Consider the following 21,249-nt stretch of genomic DNA (forward strand, 5'->3'; position numbering starts at 1 on the left):
AGATTAGAGCGCCTCCAGCTTGGCAAATTGCAACACCAGCCACTTGGAGCCTTGGTCGTCGAAATTTACCTGTACTCGCGCCTTATTACCATCACCTTCAAACTGCAAAATCACACCTTCACCAAATATGGAATGCTTGACTCGCTGACCCAGGTAAAAACCTGTGGATGCGTCTTCGTCGCTGAGGGACTTATTCACAGAGTTGCTGAACTCGTCCTCCTGATACTGCCCCCTCTGGAAGCTGACTGGGCGAGATACGGTGTTTTTGAGGCGCACTTCTTCAATCAATTGCGGTGGGATTTCGCGCACAAACCGCGAGATGGAGTTGTAATTGTCCTGGCCGTGCATACGACGGCTTTCGGCATAGCTGATCACCAGTTGCTCCATAGCCCTGGTAATCCCCACATAGCAAAGGCGGCGTTCTTCCTCCAGGCGGCCGGGTTCTTCGGCGGACATTCGGTGCGGAAACAGGTTTTCTTCCGCACCGGCCAGAAACACCAGGGGAAACTCCAGGCCTTTTGCCGAATGCAGCGTCATCAACTGCACTGCCTCCTCGTGTTCATCCGCTTGAGTATCACCGGCGTCCAGCGCTGCGGTATCCAAAAAGGCATTGAGGTCCGGAGTCTCCGGATCTTCGTTATCAAAGGCCCGGCAGGCATTGACGAGTTCTTCGAGGTTTTCAATGCGAGCCTGGCCTTTTTCACCTTTTTCCGACTTGTGGAAATCGTAGAGGCCGGAATCGCGGATCACCACATCCACTATGGCATCGAGTGTCTGATCCACAGTGTCGCCCTGCAACTTATCCACAAGCTGCAAAAAGGCCAGCACGGCGTTACCTGCTCTGGCACTCAATCCTTTGTTATTTACCATCTGCACCGCCGCCTGCCACAGTGAACAGCCTTGTTCCCGGGCAAACAGCCGAATGTTATCCACAGTTTTGGCACCGATGCCGCGAGTCGGTGTGTTGATAACCCGCTCGAAAGCGGCATCATCGTGGCGACTGGCCATCAGACGCAGGTAGGCGAGGGCATTGCGAATTTCCAGGCGCTCATAGAAGCGTTGCCCTCCATAGATCCGGTAGGGGATGCCTTCTCTCAGCAGCGCCTCTTCGAGCACCCGGGATTGAGCATTGGAGCGGTACAAGATGGCGCTGTCGGCCCGGCTTCGACCCTGGCGCACCCAATCCTCAATGGAGTCGACTATGTAACGGGCTTCGTCCTGCTCATTGAAGGCGGCGTAGAGTCCAATGGGCTGCCCCTTTTCTCCATCGGTGTGAAGTGTCTTGCCCAGGCGCCCCTGGTTATTGGCAATGACAGCGTTGGCGGCGTCCAGGATGGTAGCGGTAGAGCGGTAGTTTTGTTCCAGTCGAACCGTCTCTGTACCCGTAAAGTCATCTTCGAAACGCTGGATGTTTTCGATCTTGGCACCACGCCAGCCATAAATTGACTGATCGTCGTCACCAACTGCCGTTACCCGGCATTGCTTTCCGGCCAATACCCGCAACCAGGCATACTGGATGGTGTTGGTATCCTGGAACTCGTCCACCAGAATAAACGGAAAACGCTGCTGGTAATGGGCGAGGATATCGGGCTTGTTCAGCCATACCTCATGGGAGCGAAGCAGTAATTCGCCGAAGTCCACCATGCCACCGCGTTCACAGGCGGCTTCGTACTCTCGGTAGATACGGACCATGGTAGTAACGTAGGGGTCTCCGGTCTGTTGGATGTAGTCCGGCCTCAGACCTTCATCTTTTTGGGCATTGATAAACCACTGTGACTGGCGGGGCGGCCATCGCTTTTCATCCAGCCCCAGCTGTTGCGAAACCCGCTTGATCAATCTCAGTTGATCATCGCTATCAAGAATCTGGAAGTTCTGGGGCAAACCGGCCTCTTGCCAGTGGGCCTTCAACAGCCGGTGAGCAATGCCGTGGAAGGTGCCCACCCACATTCCGCGCGGGTTGAGCCCCAGCAGCTCTTCGATGCGCCCGCGCATTTCACGCGCTGCTTTGTTGGTAAAGGTGACCGCCAGAATGGAGTAAGGGGAAACCTGCTCTACTTGTATCAGCCAGGCGATACGATGTACCAGCACCCGGGTTTTGCCGCTGCCGGCCCCTGCCAGAATCAGCTGGTTACAGGGCGCTGCGGTTACCGCCTGGCGCTGGGCATCATTGAGGTTATCGAGTATCGGGGAAACGTCCATGGCGGCCATTCTAGCAAGGGCACTGTAAAAATGTACATATAAGCACTGACAAGAATCTTCTTGTAGCAAAATTACAGATATTGCGTGCGTTTACTACATGATTTTTTTACCATAGGCGGCTTGCGCTCCTTCTAGGCAGGAGTACCTGTGGATAAACCCGCCGCTTCTTACACCAGCGGTCGCGATTTGAAACAAGAGCTTTGCAAATAGAGTTAGCAACTAGAGTTTGCGACAAACGACGGAATCCCGAGAGTGAAGCCAGCAGAACTGACCATGCGCATCAGCGAAGCGCTGGAGACCATGCGCAAATCCGAGCGCAAGGTAGCCGACTATGTCCTCAAAAACCCGACGGACATTATCCATATGCGCATTGTGGATCTCGCCAGCGAAGCGCAAGTCAGTGAACCCACCGTGGTGCGATTTTGTCGAGCCATTGGCTGCGACGGCTTTCAGGACTTCAAACTTAACCTCGCCCAACAATTGGCCGCCAGCCCCAGTTTCGGCCAGATTGCAGTAACCGATCAGGATTCAATCGCTGACTTCAGTCACAAGGTGTTCGATTCCACTATCGATACCTTGCTGCAGGTTCGCGACAAGCTCGATGCATCCGTCCTGGATAAAGCCGTGTCGGCGATCTGCAACGCCAACCGGGTGGAGTTTTACGGTTTTGGCGCCTCCGGTGCTGTGGCTGCCGATGCCCAGCACAAGTTCTTCCGACTGCAACTGGCCACAGCTGCTCACTCCGACCCACACATCCAGAATATGTCTGCCATGTCCATGCAGCCTGGAGACGTGATTGTGGCTATTTCACAAAGTGGCCGCACCAAGGCATTGATTCACTCCATGGACATGGTGAAGCAGGCCGGGGGAATAGCCATTGCCATTGCCCCCAGCGGCACCCCGGTCATTCAGAACGCCACCATTCCCATTGTGGTGGACGTAGAGGAAGATATTGAAATCTATACACCTCTATCCTCCCGCATAGCCCACCTTGTCATGATTGATGTGCTGGCCATTGGCGTGGCTCAGCGCAAAGGCTCCGAACTTCAGGACCACTTGTTCAAGCTCAAACAGGGTCTGCGCCCACTGCGAATTCAGCCGGAAGACCGTCGCTGAAATTGTGGAACCATTGTGGAAATGTCTCGCCGGTGTGGAAGCAATTCCGCTCTGTGGATATGCTGTATCCATTGATCGCCAGTTATTAATACACCATGAGTATCCGCACCAAATTGATTGTCGCCCTGCTATTGGCGGGAAGCGCCCTGATTGCAGGCATGGTGGCTTTGGTGCAATGGAGTATCCGCGAGGGCATGGTCGACTACGTCAATACCCGCCAACAGCAACATATAGAACCCCTGGCGCAGCCGCTGGCTGAGTTATATCGCCGCCATGGCGGCTGGCATACATTGAAGGGCAATCAGTTCCTGCTGCAGGACTATATGCGCCGTTACAGTTCGCGCGAAGACGGCGGTGAATCACGGAATCACCTGCGCCCCGGACCACGCCACAGGCCCCCCAGGGGGCCCGATACAGGTGGTCAACGTCCGCCTCATTTCCAACGTCAATCCCAAGGCAGGAGACCCGCAGGAGACAGCCCTCACCGTCCACCGCCTCACAGACCACCGCGTATTGCGCTTTATGATGCCTCCCAAACGATCGTTACCGGCCGCTTGCCACTCAATGAAGCGACCCTTGTACCCATTGAACTGAACGGAGAGATCGTGGGTTGGTTCGGCATTGCCAAACGGCAGGAGATCACGGACGGATATGAGCTGCAGTTTTTGCAACAGCAGCAGAAAGATTTGCTGCTGATTGCAGGGTTGATCCTGCTGATAACCAGTTTGCTGGCCATCCCCTTGGCCAGGCATTTTCTCAATCCCATTCGTAAATTGGCCAGTGCCGCCTCTGAACTGACCCAAGGGGAATATCGTCTCTCTCTACCCGATGGACGCAGCGACGAACTGGGAGCTCTCGCCAGAGACTTTAATGAACTGGCACGTACCCTTGAAAACAATGACAAGAGTCGCAAGCGCTGGATGGCGGATGTATCTCACGAATTGCGCACACCGGTGAGTATTCTTCGAGGTGAATTGGAAGCACTTATAGACGGTATTCGAGAAGCCACCCCGGAAACCATAGACTCCATCTACCAGGAAATTCTGCATCTGCAACGCCTGATCAATGATCTTCATGAACTGAATGCCAGTGACCTGGGCAGCCTGAATTACCGCAAACAATCTCTGTCATTGGAAGAATTGGTAGTACAAATTTGTCAGAAGCATTCGGTACTGTTGTCCGAAAAGGAATTAGAACTGAAATGGACCTTATCGGAAACCGAGGAAGAGTTCTGGGGAGATCGAGGGCGCCTGCAACAGCTACTCGATAATTTGCTGAGCAATTGTGCCAAATACTGTGATCAGCCAGGAGAAATACGGGTGAATCTAAGTCAACAAGACAGTCTATGGAGATTGAAAGTTGAAGATTCCGGCCCTGGCGTTGAAGAGTCCGAGCTTGAGCAAATTTTTGATCCGCTCTATAGACAGGACGTCGCCAGACGTCGCAGTGACGGTGCAAATCCTGTCAGCACCGGCTTGGGTCTCGCCATTTGTGAGCGGATCGTGTTGGCTCACGATGGCCATATTCAAGCCCTGAAGTCTGAACTCGGCGGACTGGCTATCGAAGTTACCTTGCCCCGGACAGCGTGATATGAAAGAAAAACTGTTAATCGTTGAAGACGAAATCAAGCTGGCTCACTTGCTACGCGACTATTTGACGCCGGAGGGATTCGAGTGCCACTGTCTCTACGAAGGTAATGACGTGATAGCCTGGGTGAAACAGAACCAGCCCGTATTTGTGCTGCTGGATTTGATGCTCCCGGGAAAAGACGGTATGACCATCTGCCGGGAAATACGTCAATTCAGTGACTTGCCCATTATGATGCTGACAGCGCGTGTGGAAGAAATTGATCGCCTCTTGGGGTTGGAGCTGGGTGCGGATGATTACGTGTGCAAGCCCTATAGTCCTCGGGAGGTAGTCGCGCGCGTTAAGACCATTCTTCGGCGTCTACGACCCCGTTCATCACAACAGACGGCATCCAGTGTTTATCTCGATAGCGACACCTATCAGTTACATTGTGGTAGCAAACATTTGGCACTGACCGCCCTGGAATTTCAATTGATGAGTCTCATGATCAATGAGCCAGGCCGTATATTTTCAAGAAACCAGTTAATGGATGCCATGTATAACGATCACCGTGTCGTCAGTGAGCGTACCATTGACAGCCATATAAAAAAGCTCCGCAAGAAAATTTGCCAGGAGTTAAGCCAGGAAGAATTGATCCAGTCGGTCTATGGTGTGGGCTACAAGTTCCTGCCGCCAGTGGATTAAGATCCCGATGGTTTTTAACCGTCCAATTCGGTGATTAACAGGGTTTGCAGTGCAACACCCACAGGCCCCTGCTGGTCAAAAAGCGTTGCTTCTGCCAACCCCATACCACTCGAAAAAAGGAAGGGCAGGGAGAAGGGATCATAGAAACCTCGACCAGATCAATGAAGGTACTCCTTCAAGAAGCTTTATCACTATCGCCGCTCCAGGAGTGTTCCTCAATGACCAAAACCTCCACAACCCGAGGTATTTTGGCCGGTTTCGCAAGTCTACAGCTTAGCGGGCCCTCTGTGACCATTGCGTCACAGAGGGCATCAGGCCGTTGGAAATTATTCGACGGTAACCGACTTGGCCAGATTGCGGGGTTGATCCACATCCGTGCCCTTTAATATGGCGACGTGATAGGACAGGAGTTGCAAGGGCAGTGTGTAGATTATGGGCGCAATACTTCCTGGCACATCGGGCAGTAGCAGCACAGTGGTATTGTCGTCGTTGGCAAACCCGGACTGTTCATCTGCAAAAACAAACAATTTGCCTCCCCGAGCCTGTACTTCCTCCAAATTGGATTTGAGCTTTTCAAGCAGTTGGTCGTTGGGGGCAACGGCCACCACAGGCATGTCACTGTCCACCAGTGCCAATGGCCCGTGTTTCAATTCACCGGCGGGGTACGCCTCTGCGTGGATGTATGAGATCTCCTTGAGTTTCAATGCCCCTTCTTTGGCAACGGGATATTCCACACCCCGCCCCAGGAACAACGCATGATGTTTTTCCGAGAAGGCTTCGCTGAGCTGCTGGATTTCTGCGTCGAGCTTCAAGACCTTTTCGCACAGCTCAGGCAGAGCGTGCAGGGCTTGCACCAATTCCGTTTCTTTCTCTGGTGTCATTTTTGCCCGGCGACCCAGCGCAATAACCAACAATTGCAGTGCCACCAACTGGGTAGTGAACGCCTTGGTGGACGCAACGCCAATCTCGGGTCCGGCCAGTGTCATCAGGCACAGATCAGACTCTCTGACGAGGGAGCTGTTGGCGACGTTGCACACTGTCAGGCTCGCGAGATAGCCCTCACTGCCTCTCAGCGCGGCCAGTGTATCCGCCGTTTCTCCAGACTGTGACACACTGACAAACAGGGTATTTGGCCGCACCACGGTTTTGCGATATCGATACTCGCTGGCCACTTCCACAGCGCAGGGAATGCCAGCCCAATCTTCAAACCAGTACTTGGCGATCATTCCGGCGTGGTAGGAAGTACCACAGGCGAGAATCTGTATCGCTTCCACCTGATCAAAGATGGCCTTGGCCTCAGCGCCAAACGCTTCTTCCAATACCGAATGTTTGCTGACCCGACCCTGCAGGGTGTTGCCCAATACTCGAGGTTGTTCGTGAATTTCCTTGAGCATGTAGTGGCGATACTCGCCCTTATCCGCAGACTCTTCTACATCTGTAAGTTGAACCACGGGCCGCTCTACAGATTCACCCTGTTGGTCAAATATCCGAATAGCTTCAGTGGTCACTTCAGCAAGATCGCCTTCTTCCAGGAATATGAAGCGATCCGTCACCTGGCGGAGAGCCAGTTGATCCGATGCGATGAAGTTCTCATCAATGCCTACACCCACCACTAGGGGGCTGCCGCTGCGCGCGCACACCACCGTATCCGGTTGCTGCGCTGAGATCACGCCCAGGGCATAGGCACCATCAAAGCTGCCAACAGCTTGACGAAGTGCCGTTTTTAAACAACCACTTTCTATGAAAAAGCTGTGGATAAGGTGTGCAACGACTTCTGTATCGGTTTCAGAAACAAAATCATAGCCCTTGTCTTTAAGCTGTTGACGCAATTCTTCATGGTTTTCAATAATGCCATTGTGCACAACAGCGATATGATCTGAAGAATGTGGATGAGCGTTGATTTCGCTGGGTGCACCATGGGTAGCCCAGCGGGTATGGGCAATCCCCACAATACCCTTGATCGGGTCTTGATCGAATTTGTTGACCAGTTCCGAAACTTTACCGACCGCTTTGCGCAGGCCGATTGCCTGTTCTTCAATGACCGCCAAACCGGCCGAGTCGTAACCTCTGTATTCGAGGCGCTTCAGCCCTTCCAGCAGAATTTTGCTGACGTTGCGCTGAGCGGCGGCGCCGACAATTCCACACATAGACTCAATTCCTTTGTATGGGACCGGTTACTGTTTGACCGGTCGCTTCCAGTTTTTGATATTACGCTGCTTGCCTCGGGCGACACCCAAGTGATCATCCGGGACTTCACTGGTAACTGTGGATCCCGCCCCCACCGTGGCACCCGCGCCGATTGTGACAGGAGCTACCAGACTCGAGTTGGAACCGATAAACGCCCCGTCCCCGATCGTGGTTTTGGATTTGTTCACTCCATCATAGTTACAGGTGATGGTACCTGCGCCCACATTAACCTTGGAACCGATATCGCTGTCTCCAATATAGGTAAGATGATTGACCTTGCTGCCCTCACCGATATTGGCCTTTTTGGTTTCCACAAAGTTGCCAAGCTTGGCACCTTTTGCCAAAACAGTTCCAGGACGAACTCTGGCATAGGGACCAATGTCGCAGTCTTCAGCCATCTGCGCACCATCAATAGAGGTGAATGGCTTGATCTGGGTGCCCGTGCCAATGCTGCAGTTGCCGATGACACAATTGGCCCCCACCACCACTCCATCACCTAAGATAACATCACCTTCAAACACGCAATTCACATCAATGACCACATCCCGTCCGACAGACAGACTGCCACGACAATCAAAGCGCTCTGGATCCAACAGGGTCACCCCGGCCTGCATCAGCTGCTCTGCTTGGCTGAGTTGGTAGTAGCGCTCAAGCTGAGCTTGCTGGTGCCGGTTGTTGACGCCCTGCACCAGATATTCGTTTTCCACCTTCTCTGTCACTATACGCTTGCCCTCAGCCTGAGCCATGGCAATGATATCGGTAAGATAGTATTCGCCCTGGGCGTTTTCTGCGCTTAACGCCGGCAGCCAGCGCTTAAGGTCCTCGCTGGCAACAGCCATCATGCCGGTATTACCTTCGCGAATGACCAGCTGTTCTTCAGTGGCGTCTTTTTGCTCCACAATAGCGACTACATCGTGCTGATCATTGCGGATAATTCGTCCGTAGCCGGTGGGGTCCTTTAAGTTTACTGTCAGCAATCCCATGCTGTCTTCGGACACACAATCCACAAGTTGCTTCAACAGAGAGGAGGGGGTTAGCGGGACATCTCCGTAAAGAATCAATACGGTTGAATTTTGCCTTAATACAGGCAGGGCCTGTTGAACCGCGTGGCCAGTTCCCAATTGCTCTGTCTGCGACACGAAGTCGACGTCTGCAGCAGCAAATGATTCCTGTACCCGTTCGCTGCCATGACCGACCACCAAGTGTATTTTGGCATCTCCCAATTGCCGGGCACTGTCCAATACATGGCCCAACATGGGTTTACCGCCGATGGGGTGAAGGACTTTGGGCAGACTGGACTTCATTCGAGTACCTTGGCCCGCGGCAAGAACAACAATATCTAGCATGGCTGATTTACCTTCCTGATCTGGCAGATACACCACAGGTTACCGGTGCATTCAGATTCTTATTATGACTCTATACGATTGGGGCCTAAAAAGAAAAAAGGGCAGCGAACGCTACCCTTTTTAAGATGCGACCCATTCACAGGCCAGATGCTGAAATATTATCCCAGCTTCTTGCGAATGGCCTGGATGGTACGCAGCTGCGCAGCAGCTTCCGCCAATTGAGTGGCTGCACGGGAATAATCAAAGTCGCCGCTTTGATTCGCCAGTGCATGTTCAGCCTCACGCTTGGCTTCCAGAGCGGCTGCTTCATCCATATCGTCGGCACGAAGAGCAGTATCCGCCAGAACGCTTACCTGGTAGGGCTGAACCTCCAAATAACCGCCGGAAACGTAATAAACCTCTTCAACTCCATCCTGTTTGATGACACGGATGGGACCTGGCTGCAAACCGGTGAGCAGGGGAGCGTGACCATAGGCAATACCCACGTCACCCTCAGTACCTGCGGCAATCACCATTTCCACCAGGCCGGAGAAGATCTCTTCTTCTGCGCTAACGATGTCACAGTGGACAGTCATAGCCATATCTCTTGCCTCTTTCGCGGCTGTGGATAATTCGTCAGTGTAAACATTAACAACTTATCCACAACCTGGCTTAAGGGAACGCCTTACAGGTTCTTGGCTTTCTCAACGACTTCGTCGATGCCGCCAACCATGTAGAAGGCCTGCTCTGGCAGATCATCGTACTCACCGGCCAAAATGCCTTTAAAGCCGGACAGCGTGTCTTTCAGAGCCACGTACTTACCAGGAGAACCGGTAAATACTTCCGCCACGTGGAAAGGCTGAGACAGGAATCGCTCGATCTTACGGGCGCGGGAAACGGTCTGCTTATCTTCTTCAGACAGTTCGTCCATACCCAGGATCGCAATGATGTCCTTCAACTCTTTGTAACGCTGCAGTACAGACTGTACGCCACGAGCAATGCTGTAGTGTTCTTCACCGATGATCAGAGGGTCCAGCTGACGTGAGGTAGAGTCCAGTGGATCGATCGCCGGGTAGATACCCTTGGAGGCAATGTCACGGCTCAGTACAACGGTGGAGTCCAGGTGAGCAAAGGTGGTGGCAGGAGACGGGTCAGTCAAGTCATCCGCGGGTACGTATACTGCCTGAACCGAGGTAATAGAACCGGTCTTGGTGGAAGTAATACGTTCCTGCAGAACACCCATTTCTTCAGCCAGCGTTGGCTGGTAACCCACCGCAGAAGGCATACGACCCAGCAGTGCCGATACTTCGGTACCCGCCAGGGTATAACGGTAAATGTTATCGACGAACAACAGTACGTCTTTACCTTCGTCACGGAACTTCTCAGCCATGGTCAGGCCAGTCAGTGCTACACGCAGACGGTTACCGGGGGGCTCATTCATCTGGCCGTAAACCATGGCAACTTTATCCAATACGTTGGATTCTTCCATCTCGTAGTAGAAGTCGTTACCTTCACGAGTACGCTCACCAACACCAGCAAATACGGACAGACCACTGTGGGCCTTGGCGATGTTGTTGATCAGCTCCATCATGTTTACGGTTTTACCAACGCCGGCACCACCGAAGAGGCCGACCTTACCACCCTTGGCGAAAGGACAAACCAGGTCGATAACCTTAATGCCGGTTTCCAGCAGGTCTTCAGAAGCGGCCAGTTCGTCGTAGGCAGGAGCCTTGCGGTGAATAGCACTGCGCTCTTGCTCACCGATGGGGCCAGCTTCGTCAATGGGATTGCCCAATACGTCCATAATGCGACCCAGGGTCTCAGCACCTACAGGTACGGAGATAGGGGCATTGGTGTTCTCGACGGTCAAGCCACGGCTTACACCTTCGGAAGAACCCATGGCGATTGCGCGTACGACACCATCACCCAACTGCTGCTGAACTTCCAGGGTCAGACCCTTTTCAGTCACAGTCAAGGCGTCGTATACCTTGGGTACGGAATCGCGTGGAAATTCCACATCGATAACCGCACCAATAATTTGTACGATACGTCCGCTACTCATGTTCGGATCCTCAATTACAAAGTTTAGAATTCAATTACAAGCTCGATCAAACCGCCGCGGCGCCACTTACGATCTCCGACAGTTCCTGCGTAATCGCAGCCTGACGGGCCTTGTTGTAAACAAGCTCCAGATCGTCAATCAGGTCACCCGCATTATCGGTGGCGTTCTTCATCGCCAACATACGAGCAGCCATTTCACATGCGCCGTTCTCTACGACAGCCTGATACACTTGTGACTCAATGTAACGAGTTAACAAACCTTCGAGCAGCTCCGCTGCTTCTGGCTCGTACAAGTAATCCCAGCTGTGTTGCAGCTTTTCATCTTTGTCAGCCAGCAAAGGCAACAACTGCTGAACAAATGGCTTCTGGGTCATGGTATTTACGAACTCATTACCCACAAGGAACAGTTGGTCAATCGTGCCATCAGCGTAGCTGTCGAGCATAATTTTCACGCTGCCGATCAGATCGGAAACGCTTGGATCTTCACCAAGATCGCGCACAGCAGCAACTACATTGCCGCCATAACTATTAAAGAAGGCGGCAGCCTTGGCGCCGATCAGGCACAGGTCGATCTCGACTTCCTGATCGTGAAAACCTTTCATGTCGCGAATAGCGGCTTTGAACAGGTTAATGTTCAAACCACCACACAGGCCACGATCGGTTGATACCAGAATAAAGCCAACGCGTTTGATTTCGCGCTGCTGCATAAACAAGTGCTTGTATTCCGGATTGGCGCTGGCAATGTGACCTACCACCGAGCGAATACGCTGGGCGTAAGGTTTACCAAGCTGCATGCGGTCTTGCGCTTTACGCATTTTACTCGCCGCGACCATTTCCATGGCGCTGGTGATTTTCTGCGTATTTTTAATACTCGTTATCTGAGTACGAATCTCTTTTCCGCTTGCCATTACCGGTCCCCGAATAAATTCAAGTGAGTGTCATGACACCAGGGGCTTGCAATGCAAGCTCCCGGTGAGACCGCTTACCAAGTCTGGGTAGACTTGAATTTCTCCAGGGCCGCTTTGAAGCCGGACTCAATTTCATCATTGTAGTTACCGGTTTCATTCACTTTCTTCATCAGTTCAGCGTGTTCGCTGTTCATGTAAGAAAGCAAGGCAGCTTCGAAATCACCAACTTTGGCGACGGCGACGTCTTGCAGGTGACCTTCGTTGGCGGCGTACAGAATCACACCCATTTCAGCAATGCTGAGAGGTGCGTACTGCTTCTGTTTCATCAACTCGGTTACGCGCTCACCGTGGTCCAACTGAGCCTTGGTGGCATCGTCCAGATCAGAAGCGAACTGAGAGAACGCCGCCAATTCACGGTACTGGGCCAGTGCGGTACGAATACCACCGGACAGCTTCTTGATCACCTTGGTCTGGGCAGAACCACCCACACGGGATACGGAGATACCGGCGTTCATCGCAGGACGGATACCTGCGTTAAACATGTCGGTTTCCAGGAAGATCTGACCGTCAGTAATGGAGATTACGTTGGTCGGTACAAACGCGGATACGTCACCGGCCTGGGTTTCAATGATTGGCAGAGCAGTCAGAGAACCGGTCTCGCCTTTCACTTCACCGTTGGTGAACTTCTCGACGTATTCAGCATTAACGCGGGAGGCGCGCTCCAATAGACGTGAGTGCAAGTAGAATACGTCACCAGGGTATGCTTCACGACCGGGCGGACGACGCAGCAGCAGGGAGATCTGGCGATACGCCCAAGCCTGCTTGGTCAGGTCGTCGTGCACAATCAGGGCATCCTGACCGCGATCACGGAAGTACTCACCCATGGTAGTGCCGGCAAACGGTGCCAGGAACTGCATGGCTGCAGGATCGGAGGCGGTAGCCGCGACAACAATGGTGTGATCCATCGCGCCGTGCTCTTCCAGCTTACGCACTACGGAAGCGATAGAAGAAGCCTTCTGGCCAACCGCAACGTAGATACACTTAATGCCGGAGCCTTTCTGGTTGATGATGGCATCAACCGCAATGGCGGTTTTACCGGTCTGGCGGTCACCAATGATCAGCTCACGCTGGCCACGACCCACCGGTACCATGGAGTCAACCGACTTCAGACCGAATTGAACCGGCTCGTCTACCGACTTACGGTCAATTACGCCTGGGGCGATTTTTTCGATGGCATCGGTTTTAGTGTTACCAATGGGGCCCTTACCGTCGATGGGGTTACCCAACGCGTCTACAACGCGACCGAGCAGCTCGTCACCAACAGGGACTTCCAGGATGCGGCCGGTGCACTTACAGGTCTGGCCTTCGGCCACGCCTTCGTATTCACCCAGTACTACCGCACCAACACTGTTGCGCTCAAGGTTAAGTGCCATACCGTAGACACCACCTTCAAACTCGATCATTTCACCGTACATCACGTCTTCGAGACCGTGAATACGAATAATACCGTCAGTTACAGAAACGACGGTGCCCTCATTCTGGGCTTTGGCAGAGACATCGAGACCGTCGATGCGCTGCTTGATAATGTCACTGATTTCAGAAGGATTCAGTTGCTGCATGCTCTGTTCCTCAATTCCTATTCGGCCGCGGGCCGAATCAGGAGTTCATTGCTTCGGCGAGCTTGGCCAGACGACCTCGCACCGAACCGTCGATCACTGTGTCGCCTGCACGTACCAGGGCGCCACCCAGAATGGCTTTGTCCACACTGGAGGACAGAGTCACTTCGCGGTTCAGCTTGGCACTCAGTGCCTTCGCCAATTTATCTTGCAATTCGCCGGATAGTTCGAACGCTGTGGTCACTTCCACATCGACGGACTGTTCGCGCTGGGCCTTGTGCTGTTCGTACAGTGCCTGGATTTCAGGCAGCAGTGCCAAACGCCCATTCATGGCCAGTGCGGACACCAGATTGGCTGCCTTCTCGTTGAGCTCCTCACCGCACACCTCAACAAAAGCCTTGGCTTTGTTATCGGCGGTCAGGCTCGGAGAAGACAGGGCCTTGATCATTCCGTCCTGCTGCGACACCGCAGCAGCAAGCGCTAACATGTCAGACCACTTTTGCAAGTCGCCAGCCGCATCGGCAAATTCAAATGCGGCCTTGGCGTAAGGTCTGGCTAGAGTAGTAAGTTCGGCCATGATTTACCTCACTTACAGTTCGGCGGCTAACTGGTTTACCAGCTCGCTGTTAGCGTTTTCGTCGATGGACGCGCCCAGTACCTTTTCAGCACCGGCCAGCGCCAGAACAGCAACCTTGCCACGCAATTCTTCTTTAGCGCGGTTAACTTCCTGCTCAATTTGTGCCTCAGCCGCAGCTTTCAGACGGTTGCCTTCGGCAACGGCCTGGTCCTTAGCTTCTTCAACAATCTGGTTAGCACGCTTGTTAGCCTGCTCAATAATGGCTGCTGCTTCTTCTTTGGCTTCACGGAGTTGAGCGGTGGCTTTTTTCTGAGCCAGCTCAAGATCCTTATCAGCACGATCAGCAGCTTCCAGACCATCGGCGATTTTCTTTTCACGCTCTTCCATAATGGACATAAGCGCAGGCCAGACGAACTTCATGCAGAACCACACGAAGAACGCAAACGAGATCGTTTGGCCAATCAAAGTCAAATTAATGTTCACACCGACACCTCATTGTTCTTTAAGGAAAGGTTATAAAGACAGAGGTGTTATTAGCCTGCCAGGCCAGGTGCAACAACAAAGATCAGGTACATGCCGATACCAACACCGATCATAGGAACGGCGTCGAGCAGACCAGCCATCAGGAACATTTTGCCCTGCAGAGCGGGACCTTGCTCAGGCTGACGCGCAGAACCTTCCAGCAGCTTGCCGCCCAGAGTACCAAAACCGATCGCAGTACCCAGTGCGCCCAGACCGATCAGCAGTGCGCTCGCTACGTATACCAAACCAAGTGCTTCCATTGTTTTCTCCAATTTTCAAAGGTTTAAAGGTTTAAAGGTTGAAGTTAAAAGTAAATCTTTTACCGCTGACTCTGTGAGCGGAGCTTAGTGATGCTCGTCCACATCGTGTGCCATGGCCATGTAAACAGTGGTCAAAACCATAAACACAAAAGCCTGCAGGGTAATTACCAGAATGTGGAATACCGCCCACATCCACTGCAGACCGGCGCCAAAGACGCCCAATACCAGACCGCCAGAGTACAGCAGAGCAATCAGGATAAAGATCATTTCACCGGCGTAGAGGTTGCCGAACAGTCGCAGGCCCAGAGAGATAGGCTTGGCGATCAGACCAACCAGTTCCAGGAACAGGTTGAATGGAATCATCACAGGGTGGTTAAAAGGGTGTAGCGCCAGTTCACGCATGAAACCACCGAAACCCTTGTTTTTGATACTGAAACCGATCATCAGCAGGAACACGCCGATCGCCATGCCCAGGGTGGCGTTGGGATCGGTAGTAGGCACGACCTTGAAGAACAGGTGCGGATCACCGGAGACCACCTGAGCGCCCAGAGGCAGCCAGTCGATGGGCACCAGATCCATCAGGTTCATCAGGAATACCCAGACAAAAATGGTCAGTGCCATAGGGGCGACCAGCTTGTTGGTGTGGTGGAAGGTGTCTTTGACGACGCCGTCGACGAATTCCACGATCATTTCAACAAAGCTTTGCAAGCCGGAAGGAACACCGGTGGTGGCACTTTTGGCTGCTTTTGAAAACAGGAATGAGAAAATCAGCCCCAGACCGATGGACCAGCCCAGAGTGTCCAGGTGGACAGCCCAAAAGCCCATGTCCGCGGCCTCCTGATAGGAGTGGGCCAGGGTCCAGGTAGCTTCCTGGAGGACGGTACCATCTGCGCGCTCATAACCGGCTGGCAGTTTGCCATAGGCCATGTTTTGCAGGTGGTGTTGAATATAACCCGTTTGAGTGAGTTCTTCGCTTGCCATAGTTGTCTCAAGCACCTTTAAGTTTTAAAAACCGTCTCCGATCGGGAAACCGGGCTTTTAAAACTTCTTAAAATACGTCAACCGCGATTGGGGAATGGACGTTCGCTATTGCCGGACCGCGCGGGCCACCAACCACCACTGCAGGATCAGCATCAACAGATAGCCTGAGAACAGTGCCAGCGGGCGCAGCTGGGTCAGGCCGGCGAATGCACAGCCAAATCCCACGAGCGTCAACAGGAATTTCCCGGTTTCCCCACGGTAAAATGAGCGTGCTATCTGATTGGAGGCCCGTGCCCCCATGTAGCGAAAGGCGTAAAGGGTGAAATAGAGATGTGGAATGACCGCTATCAGACCACCCGCGAGTAGCGAGACGGCCAGGTTCGTGTTAACCACCGTCAGGCATGCGCTCACTGGCACCAGACAGGCCAGCTGAATCACTGCAACTCTGAAGACGGGAGGTCGTTTTATGCTAGCCAAGGCGGACTTCTCTGGTATCGCTCCGGGCCAACACTCCGTTAGCTCTGCACCTTTACACCCCATTTTCGGCTCATTTTGCCATCAAATCGGGCGACGCGAATTATAGGGGGTAGGTGCGTGTCAATCAACTGAAATCAAGGGCTGACAAGCCCAATGATGTAAGAATATACGCCGTATGAACTACGATCACCTTCGATAGTGAACGGGGGAACACACTATCTGGTGCTCCAGGCCATCCAAACACACTAGGGCTTGTAGCCAAGCTGGCTGAGGATACTTTGCAGCTCGGTGTCGTTGCGATAGTTCAAAACCAATTTTCCCTTGCCTTTGGCGCCCTGGGAAATGGACACAGCGACTCCCACCTGGCGACTGAGCGATTCCTGTAGCTTATCCAGATCGGGATTGGACGGGGATGCCGCTTTGACACTGGGTTGAGCCTGTTGAATTTTGCGCACCAAAGCTTCTGTCTGGCGCACAGATAACCCCTTGGCCACAACCTGGCGAGCGATGGACTTTTGTTCATCGGCCTCAAGCGACAACATCGATCTGGCATGCCCCATTTCCAGGTCACCGTGCTCAAGCATGGTCTTAACGTCTTCAGTGAGGGAGATCAGGCGTAACAGATTGGTTACTGTGGTTCTGGATTTGCCAACGGCCTTGGCGACCTCCTGATGAGTCAATTCAAACTCATCCTGAAGACGTTTCAGGGCAAGGGCCTCTTCCATGGGATTAAGGTCTTCGCGCTGAATGTTCTCGATGAGCGCCATGGCGATGGCGGCTTCATCGGAAACCTCTCTAATAACACAGGGAATGGTGTCCAGCCCCGCCAATTGAGTAGCGCGCCAACGCCGCTCTCCGGCGATGATTTCGTACTGATCAGCACCAACCGAACGCACCACAATCGGCTGCATAACCCCTTGCGCCCGAATGGAATCGGCCAATTCTTCCAGTGCTTCGGGGTGGATATCCCGGCGAGGCTGGTATTTGCCTCTCTGAATAGCGGTTACAGGCAGCTCTGCCAGCCTGCCATCGCCCCCTTCCTCAGGGGAGGTCACTGCAGCGATGGCCTCACTGGCATTGGTTCCGCTTGCGCCACCCAAGAGGGCGTCGAGTCCACGTCCCAATCCTTTTCGTTTTGCTGCCATGATGTTGTTTGTTCCTGTTTTTGCGACGCTCGCTTGGGCTTGGCGCCAGCGTTTGTTCTAGGGTTAGCTTGATGTTCAGATTGGCTCAAGCACCAACAGCTGTGGGCTGGGCTTCATGGCGACGCAGAATTTCTCCAGCCAGCGCCAGATAGGCGATAGCCCCTTTTGACTGGCGGTCGTAGGCAAGCGCCGGCTGTCCAAAACTGGGGGCCTCTGCCAGACGCACATTGCGAGGCACACAGGTGCGGTAGAGACGGTCGCCAAAATAATCGCTCAATTGAGCGGAAACGTCGTTGGTCAAGCTGTTGCGCGGATCATACATTGTCCGCAGGATGCCTTCGATGACCAATTGCGGATTGAGAACAGACTGAATCTGGTTGATGGTGTTAATCAGTGCCGACAACCCTTCCAATGCATAGTACTCACACTGCATGGGGATAATCACGCCATCACAGGCGGCAAGAGCATTGAGGGTCAGCATATTGAGGGATGGCGGGCAGTCGACGATGACGTAATCATAGTCATCATCGACCAGGTCCAGCGCTTTGCGCAGGCGGATTTCCTTGTGATCCAGCGACAACATTTCCACTTCCGCAGCGGTGAGGTCACCATTGGCGGGAAGAACATCGTATTTGCCCGAGGGAGATTCTACGGTGGCGTCTTCCGGTTTGCAGGCACCAACCAGCACTTCATAAACCGACAGATCCAGAGCGTTTTTGTCAACACCACTACCCATGGTGGCATTGCCCTGAGGATCCAGATCAACCAGCAGAACCCGCTTTTTGGTCGCCGCCAGAGAGGCTGCCAGGTTAACGCACGTGGTGGTCTTGCCGACTCCCCCTTTTTGGTTGGCGATGGCGTATTTTCTGCTCAAGTTCGTGTCCTGCTTTGATGTCACTCTGGATGGAACGCCCTTGCACCAATTTGGCGCATCCATATGCACCATGGGCGTTACCGCGTTTATTCGCCGGCGGTTATTACCAGCAAATGACGCTCGCCTTCTTCGTTGGGAACCTGCAAGGGGTAAGAATCAGAAACCTTATAGCTTTTTTCCAGTGCACTCAACTCATCGTTGGGGTAGATCCCTTTCATGGCGTAAAAGACACCACCGGGATCAAGCAGGTGATGGCAGCCCGTGACCATGTCCTCAAGGCTGGCAAAGGCCCGGCTGATCACGCCATCAAAGAGCTCCGGGGGCTGAAAACGCTCCACACGGGTGTTCACGACATCCACATTGGCCAGATTTAACTCAGTTTTCACCTGAAACAAAAAACGGGTTTTTTTGCCATTGCTGTCGAGCAGCGTGAAACTCCGTTCGGGGAACATAATGGCCAGCGGGATACCTGGCAAACCACCTCCGGTGCCCACATCTATCAGCCGTCGACCAGAAATGTAGGGCACGACACTGAGGCTATCGAGCAGGTGACGCCCCAGCATTTGCTCAATATCGCGAATAGCGGACAAATTGTAGGTCCGGTTCCACTTGTCGAACAATTTGAGATAGGCCAAGAGCTGATCGCACTGTTGGTCGCTCAGATTGACATCCATTTTGGCGGCGCCCTTGAGGAGCCGCGTGCGCAGAACGCTTTCGTCCACTTGAGTCACACTGCCGCCTGCTTTTTCAACAACCCATGTTTCTTCAGGTAGATCAGCAGCAGTGACACCGCGGCAGGGGTGACGCCCTGAATCCGAGATGCCCTGGCCAGCGTCTCAGGGCGGGCCGCAATGAGCTTTTGCTTCACTTCGTTGGAAAGACCTTCCACCGCGTCAAAATCAAAATCCGCCGGAATCGCTGTGTTTTCGTGTTGGCGCAAACGCTGGATATCATCCTGCTGGCGCTCAATGTATCCCGCGTATTTTGCGTCAATCTGAACCTGCTCCCTGACTTGAGGGTCTGCCTGAGCCTCTCCCTTGAGAGATGCCAGGTCATCATAGGTCAACTCGGGACGCTTAAGCAGGTCGAAAAGGCTGTATTCGCGAGTCAGCTTAGAAGTCAGTTTGGGTTCCAGGCTGGCCGCCTCTGGGCTGCCGGCCTGAACCCAGGTGTCTTTGAGGCGTTGCTGTTCCAATGCAATGGATTCTCGTTTTTCGCAGAAATAGGCCCATCGGGCATCGTCGATCAGTCCCAGCTCCCGGCCTTTTTCGGTCAATCTCAAATCGGCATTGTCTTCACGCAGCAGTAACCGGTATTCGGCACGGCTGGTAAACATGCGATAGGGCTCTTGAGTCCCCATGGTAATCAGATCATCGACCAGCACGCCAATATAGGCTTCATCGCGTCTGGGACACCAGTGTTCCAGATCTTTGGCTCTCAATGCCGCATTTGCTCCTGCCAACAACCCTTGTGCGCCAGCTTCTTCGTAGCCCGTAGTTCCATTGATTTGCCCTGCGAAGTAAAGGCCATCGACATGCTTGTTTTCGAGGCTGTACTTCAGATCTCTGGGATCAAAGAAGTCATATTCAATGGCGTAACCGGGGCGAGTAATGTGGGCATTTTCGAACCCCTTGATGGAATGAACCAGATCCAGCTGCACATCAAATGGCAAGCTGGTGGATATCCCATTGGGATAGAGTTCGTGGGTGGTCAGGCCCTCAGGCTCAATAAATACCTGATGGGAGTTTTTATCAGAGAACCGATGGACCTTGTCTTCCACCGATGGGCAATAGCGCGGACCGACACCATCGATCACGCCCGTGTACATCGGAGAACGGTCAAGGCCAGCGCGAATAATGTCGTGGGTTCTGTCGTTGGTGTGGGTGATCCAACAGCATACCTGGCGAGGATGATCTTCAACTTTACCCAGGTAGGACATCACTGGTTCAGGAGTATCACCAAATTGCTGCTCAAGCCCCTCAAAGTTGACGCTGCGGGCATCAATTCTTGGGGGAGTGCCTGTCTTGAGGCGATCCACGGTCAGTGGCAGTTCCCTGAGGCGTTGGGCCAGAGCAATGGATGGTGGATCTCCCGCCCGCCCACCGGAGTGATTTTCCAGGCCGATGTGGATTTTCCCTCCCAGAAAAGTCCCCACAGTCAGAACCACAGCCGGTGCAAAGAAGCGCAGTCCCATCTGGGTGACTACACCACGAACCTGCTGACCTTCAACGATTAAATCATCTGCTGCCTGCTGAAAGATATCCAGGTTTGGTTGGTTCTCCAGTGTTTCACGAATTGCGGCTTTGTACAGGACACGGTCAGCCTGAGCACGGGTCGCTCTTACCGCTGGGCCTTTTCGAGCATTCAAGACACGAAATTGAATACCCCCTCGATCTGTCGCCAGGGCCATGGCGCCGCCTAGAGCATCGATCTCTTTGACCAGGTGACTTTTGCCTATGCCCCCAATGGCAGGGTTACAGCTCATTTGCCCGAGTGTTTCGATGTTGTGGGTCAACAGGAGAGTTTTACAGCCCATCCGTGCCGCTGCCAGACAAGCCTCTGTGCCCGCGTGGCCACCGCCAATCACAATAACATCGTAGTGCTTCGGGTAATCCATGTTTGATTCTCAAGAGGGAGCGAAAAAAAGGCCGCACATTATATGTCGCGTTTGTGAGTTGTTCAAAATTCCAGCGGAGTTTTTTTACATGGAGACTTATTCAACTTAAGAGA

General features: G+C 53.2%; 19 protein-coding genes. 3 read left to right on the plus strand and 16 right to left on the minus strand.

The window, feature by feature from the left end; all coding sequences use genetic code 11:
- Positions 1-3: 3 nt before the first annotated feature.
- Positions 4-2,199: a DNA helicase II gene (gene uvrD / locus HBA55_RS07735; RefSeq protein WP_166989072.1), complete on the minus strand. Its 2,196-nt coding sequence runs from the start codon at positions 2,197-2,199 to the stop codon at positions 4-6.
- Positions 2,200-2,451: 252 nt separating this feature from the next.
- Here uvrD and hexR point away from each other — a divergent pair, with 252 nt between their 5' ends.
- The 3 genes from hexR to HBA55_RS07750 all read left to right on the plus strand — a co-directional run bounded on the left by hexR (position 2,452) and on the right by HBA55_RS07750 (position 5,586).
- Positions 2,452-3,315 (plus strand): transcriptional regulator HexR, encoded by an 864-nt coding sequence (hexR, locus tag HBA55_RS07740; RefSeq protein ID WP_476704290.1) that lies wholly within the window; start codon positions 2,452-2,454, stop codon positions 3,313-3,315.
- A 95-nt stretch (positions 3,316-3,410) separates the two neighbouring features.
- A complete protein-coding gene (locus HBA55_RS07745) occupies positions 3,411-4,904 on the plus strand; it encodes an ATP-binding protein (protein ID WP_166989074.1) in 1,494 nt (497 codons plus the stop codon).
- Position 4,905: 1 nt separating this feature from the next.
- Positions 4,906-5,586 carry a response regulator gene (locus HBA55_RS07750; RefSeq protein ID WP_166989076.1) on the plus strand — a complete coding sequence of 227 codons (681 nt, stop codon included), beginning with the start codon at positions 4,906-4,908 and terminating at the stop codon, positions 5,584-5,586.
- A gap of 326 nt (positions 5,587-5,912) precedes the next feature.
- Here HBA55_RS07750 and glmS read toward each other — a convergent pair whose 3' ends face one another.
- The 15 genes from glmS to mnmG all read right to left on the minus strand — a co-directional run bounded on the left by glmS (position 5,913) and on the right by mnmG (position 21,136).
- A complete protein-coding gene (gene glmS / locus HBA55_RS07755) occupies positions 5,913-7,733 on the minus strand; it encodes a glutamine--fructose-6-phosphate transaminase (isomerizing) (RefSeq protein WP_166989078.1) in 1,821 nt (606 codons plus the stop codon).
- A 27-nt stretch (positions 7,734-7,760) separates the two neighbouring features.
- Positions 7,761-9,119 (minus strand): bifunctional UDP-N-acetylglucosamine diphosphorylase/glucosamine-1-phosphate N-acetyltransferase GlmU, encoded by a 1,359-nt coding sequence (gene glmU / locus HBA55_RS07760; protein ID WP_166989080.1) that lies wholly within the window; start codon positions 9,117-9,119, stop codon positions 7,761-7,763.
- Between the two features lie 158 nt (positions 9,120-9,277).
- Entirely contained in the window at positions 9,278-9,700 is a 423-nt protein-coding gene (locus tag HBA55_RS07765) for a F0F1 ATP synthase subunit epsilon (protein WP_166989082.1), read from the minus strand.
- Positions 9,701-9,783: 83 nt separating this feature from the next.
- Positions 9,784-11,160: a F0F1 ATP synthase subunit beta gene (gene atpD / locus HBA55_RS07770; RefSeq protein WP_166989083.1), complete on the minus strand. Its 1,377-nt coding sequence runs from the start codon at positions 11,158-11,160 to the stop codon at positions 9,784-9,786.
- Positions 11,161-11,206: 46 nt separating this feature from the next.
- Positions 11,207-12,067, minus strand: a complete 861-nt coding sequence (gene atpG / locus HBA55_RS07775; protein WP_166989085.1) for a F0F1 ATP synthase subunit gamma — start codon at positions 12,065-12,067, stop codon at positions 11,207-11,209.
- A 74-nt stretch (positions 12,068-12,141) separates the two neighbouring features.
- On the minus strand, positions 12,142-13,686 hold the full coding sequence (gene atpA, locus HBA55_RS07780) for a F0F1 ATP synthase subunit alpha (RefSeq protein ID WP_166989087.1): 1,545 nt from the start codon (positions 13,684-13,686) through the stop codon (positions 12,142-12,144).
- Between the two features lie 37 nt (positions 13,687-13,723).
- Complete coding sequence (locus HBA55_RS07785) at positions 13,724-14,260, minus strand: F0F1 ATP synthase subunit delta (protein WP_166989090.1); 537 nt, start codon at positions 14,258-14,260, stop codon at positions 13,724-13,726.
- Between the two features lie 12 nt (positions 14,261-14,272).
- Positions 14,273-14,743 (minus strand): F0F1 ATP synthase subunit B, encoded by a 471-nt coding sequence (locus tag HBA55_RS07790; RefSeq protein WP_166989092.1) that lies wholly within the window; start codon positions 14,741-14,743, stop codon positions 14,273-14,275.
- Positions 14,744-14,793: 50 nt separating this feature from the next.
- Positions 14,794-15,042: a F0F1 ATP synthase subunit C gene (gene atpE, locus HBA55_RS07795; RefSeq protein ID WP_166989094.1), complete on the minus strand. Its 249-nt coding sequence runs from the start codon at positions 15,040-15,042 to the stop codon at positions 14,794-14,796.
- Between the two features lie 84 nt (positions 15,043-15,126).
- Entirely contained in the window at positions 15,127-16,023 is an 897-nt protein-coding gene (gene atpB, locus HBA55_RS07800; protein ID WP_166989096.1) for a F0F1 ATP synthase subunit A, read from the minus strand.
- Positions 16,024-16,128: 105 nt separating this feature from the next.
- Positions 16,129-16,500 (minus strand): ATP synthase subunit I, encoded by a 372-nt coding sequence (locus HBA55_RS07805; RefSeq protein WP_206019599.1) that lies wholly within the window; start codon positions 16,498-16,500, stop codon positions 16,129-16,131.
- Between the two features lie 245 nt (positions 16,501-16,745).
- Positions 16,746-17,645, minus strand: coding sequence for a ParB/RepB/Spo0J family partition protein (locus HBA55_RS07810; RefSeq protein WP_166989100.1), 900 nt, complete (start codon positions 17,643-17,645; stop codon positions 16,746-16,748).
- 85 nt (positions 17,646-17,730) lie between these two features.
- Complete coding sequence (locus HBA55_RS07815) at positions 17,731-18,519, minus strand: ParA family protein (RefSeq protein WP_166989102.1); 789 nt, start codon at positions 18,517-18,519, stop codon at positions 17,731-17,733.
- Between the two features lie 86 nt (positions 18,520-18,605).
- Positions 18,606-19,193 (minus strand): 16S rRNA (guanine(527)-N(7))-methyltransferase RsmG, encoded by a 588-nt coding sequence (gene rsmG / locus HBA55_RS07820; RefSeq protein ID WP_206019667.1) that lies wholly within the window; start codon positions 19,191-19,193, stop codon positions 18,606-18,608.
- Positions 19,194-19,246: 53 nt separating this feature from the next.
- Positions 19,247-21,136 carry a tRNA uridine-5-carboxymethylaminomethyl(34) synthesis enzyme MnmG gene (mnmG, locus tag HBA55_RS07825; RefSeq protein ID WP_166989107.1) on the minus strand — a complete coding sequence of 630 codons (1,890 nt, stop codon included), beginning with the start codon at positions 21,134-21,136 and terminating at the stop codon, positions 19,247-19,249.
- Positions 21,137-21,249: the final 113 nt, after the last annotated feature.

Origin of the sequence: Pseudomaricurvus alkylphenolicus (genome assembly GCF_011683955.1) — a bacterium.
In the GTDB taxonomy this organism is placed as follows: Bacteria; Pseudomonadota; Gammaproteobacteria; order Pseudomonadales; family Cellvibrionaceae; genus Pseudomaricurvus; species Pseudomaricurvus alkylphenolicus.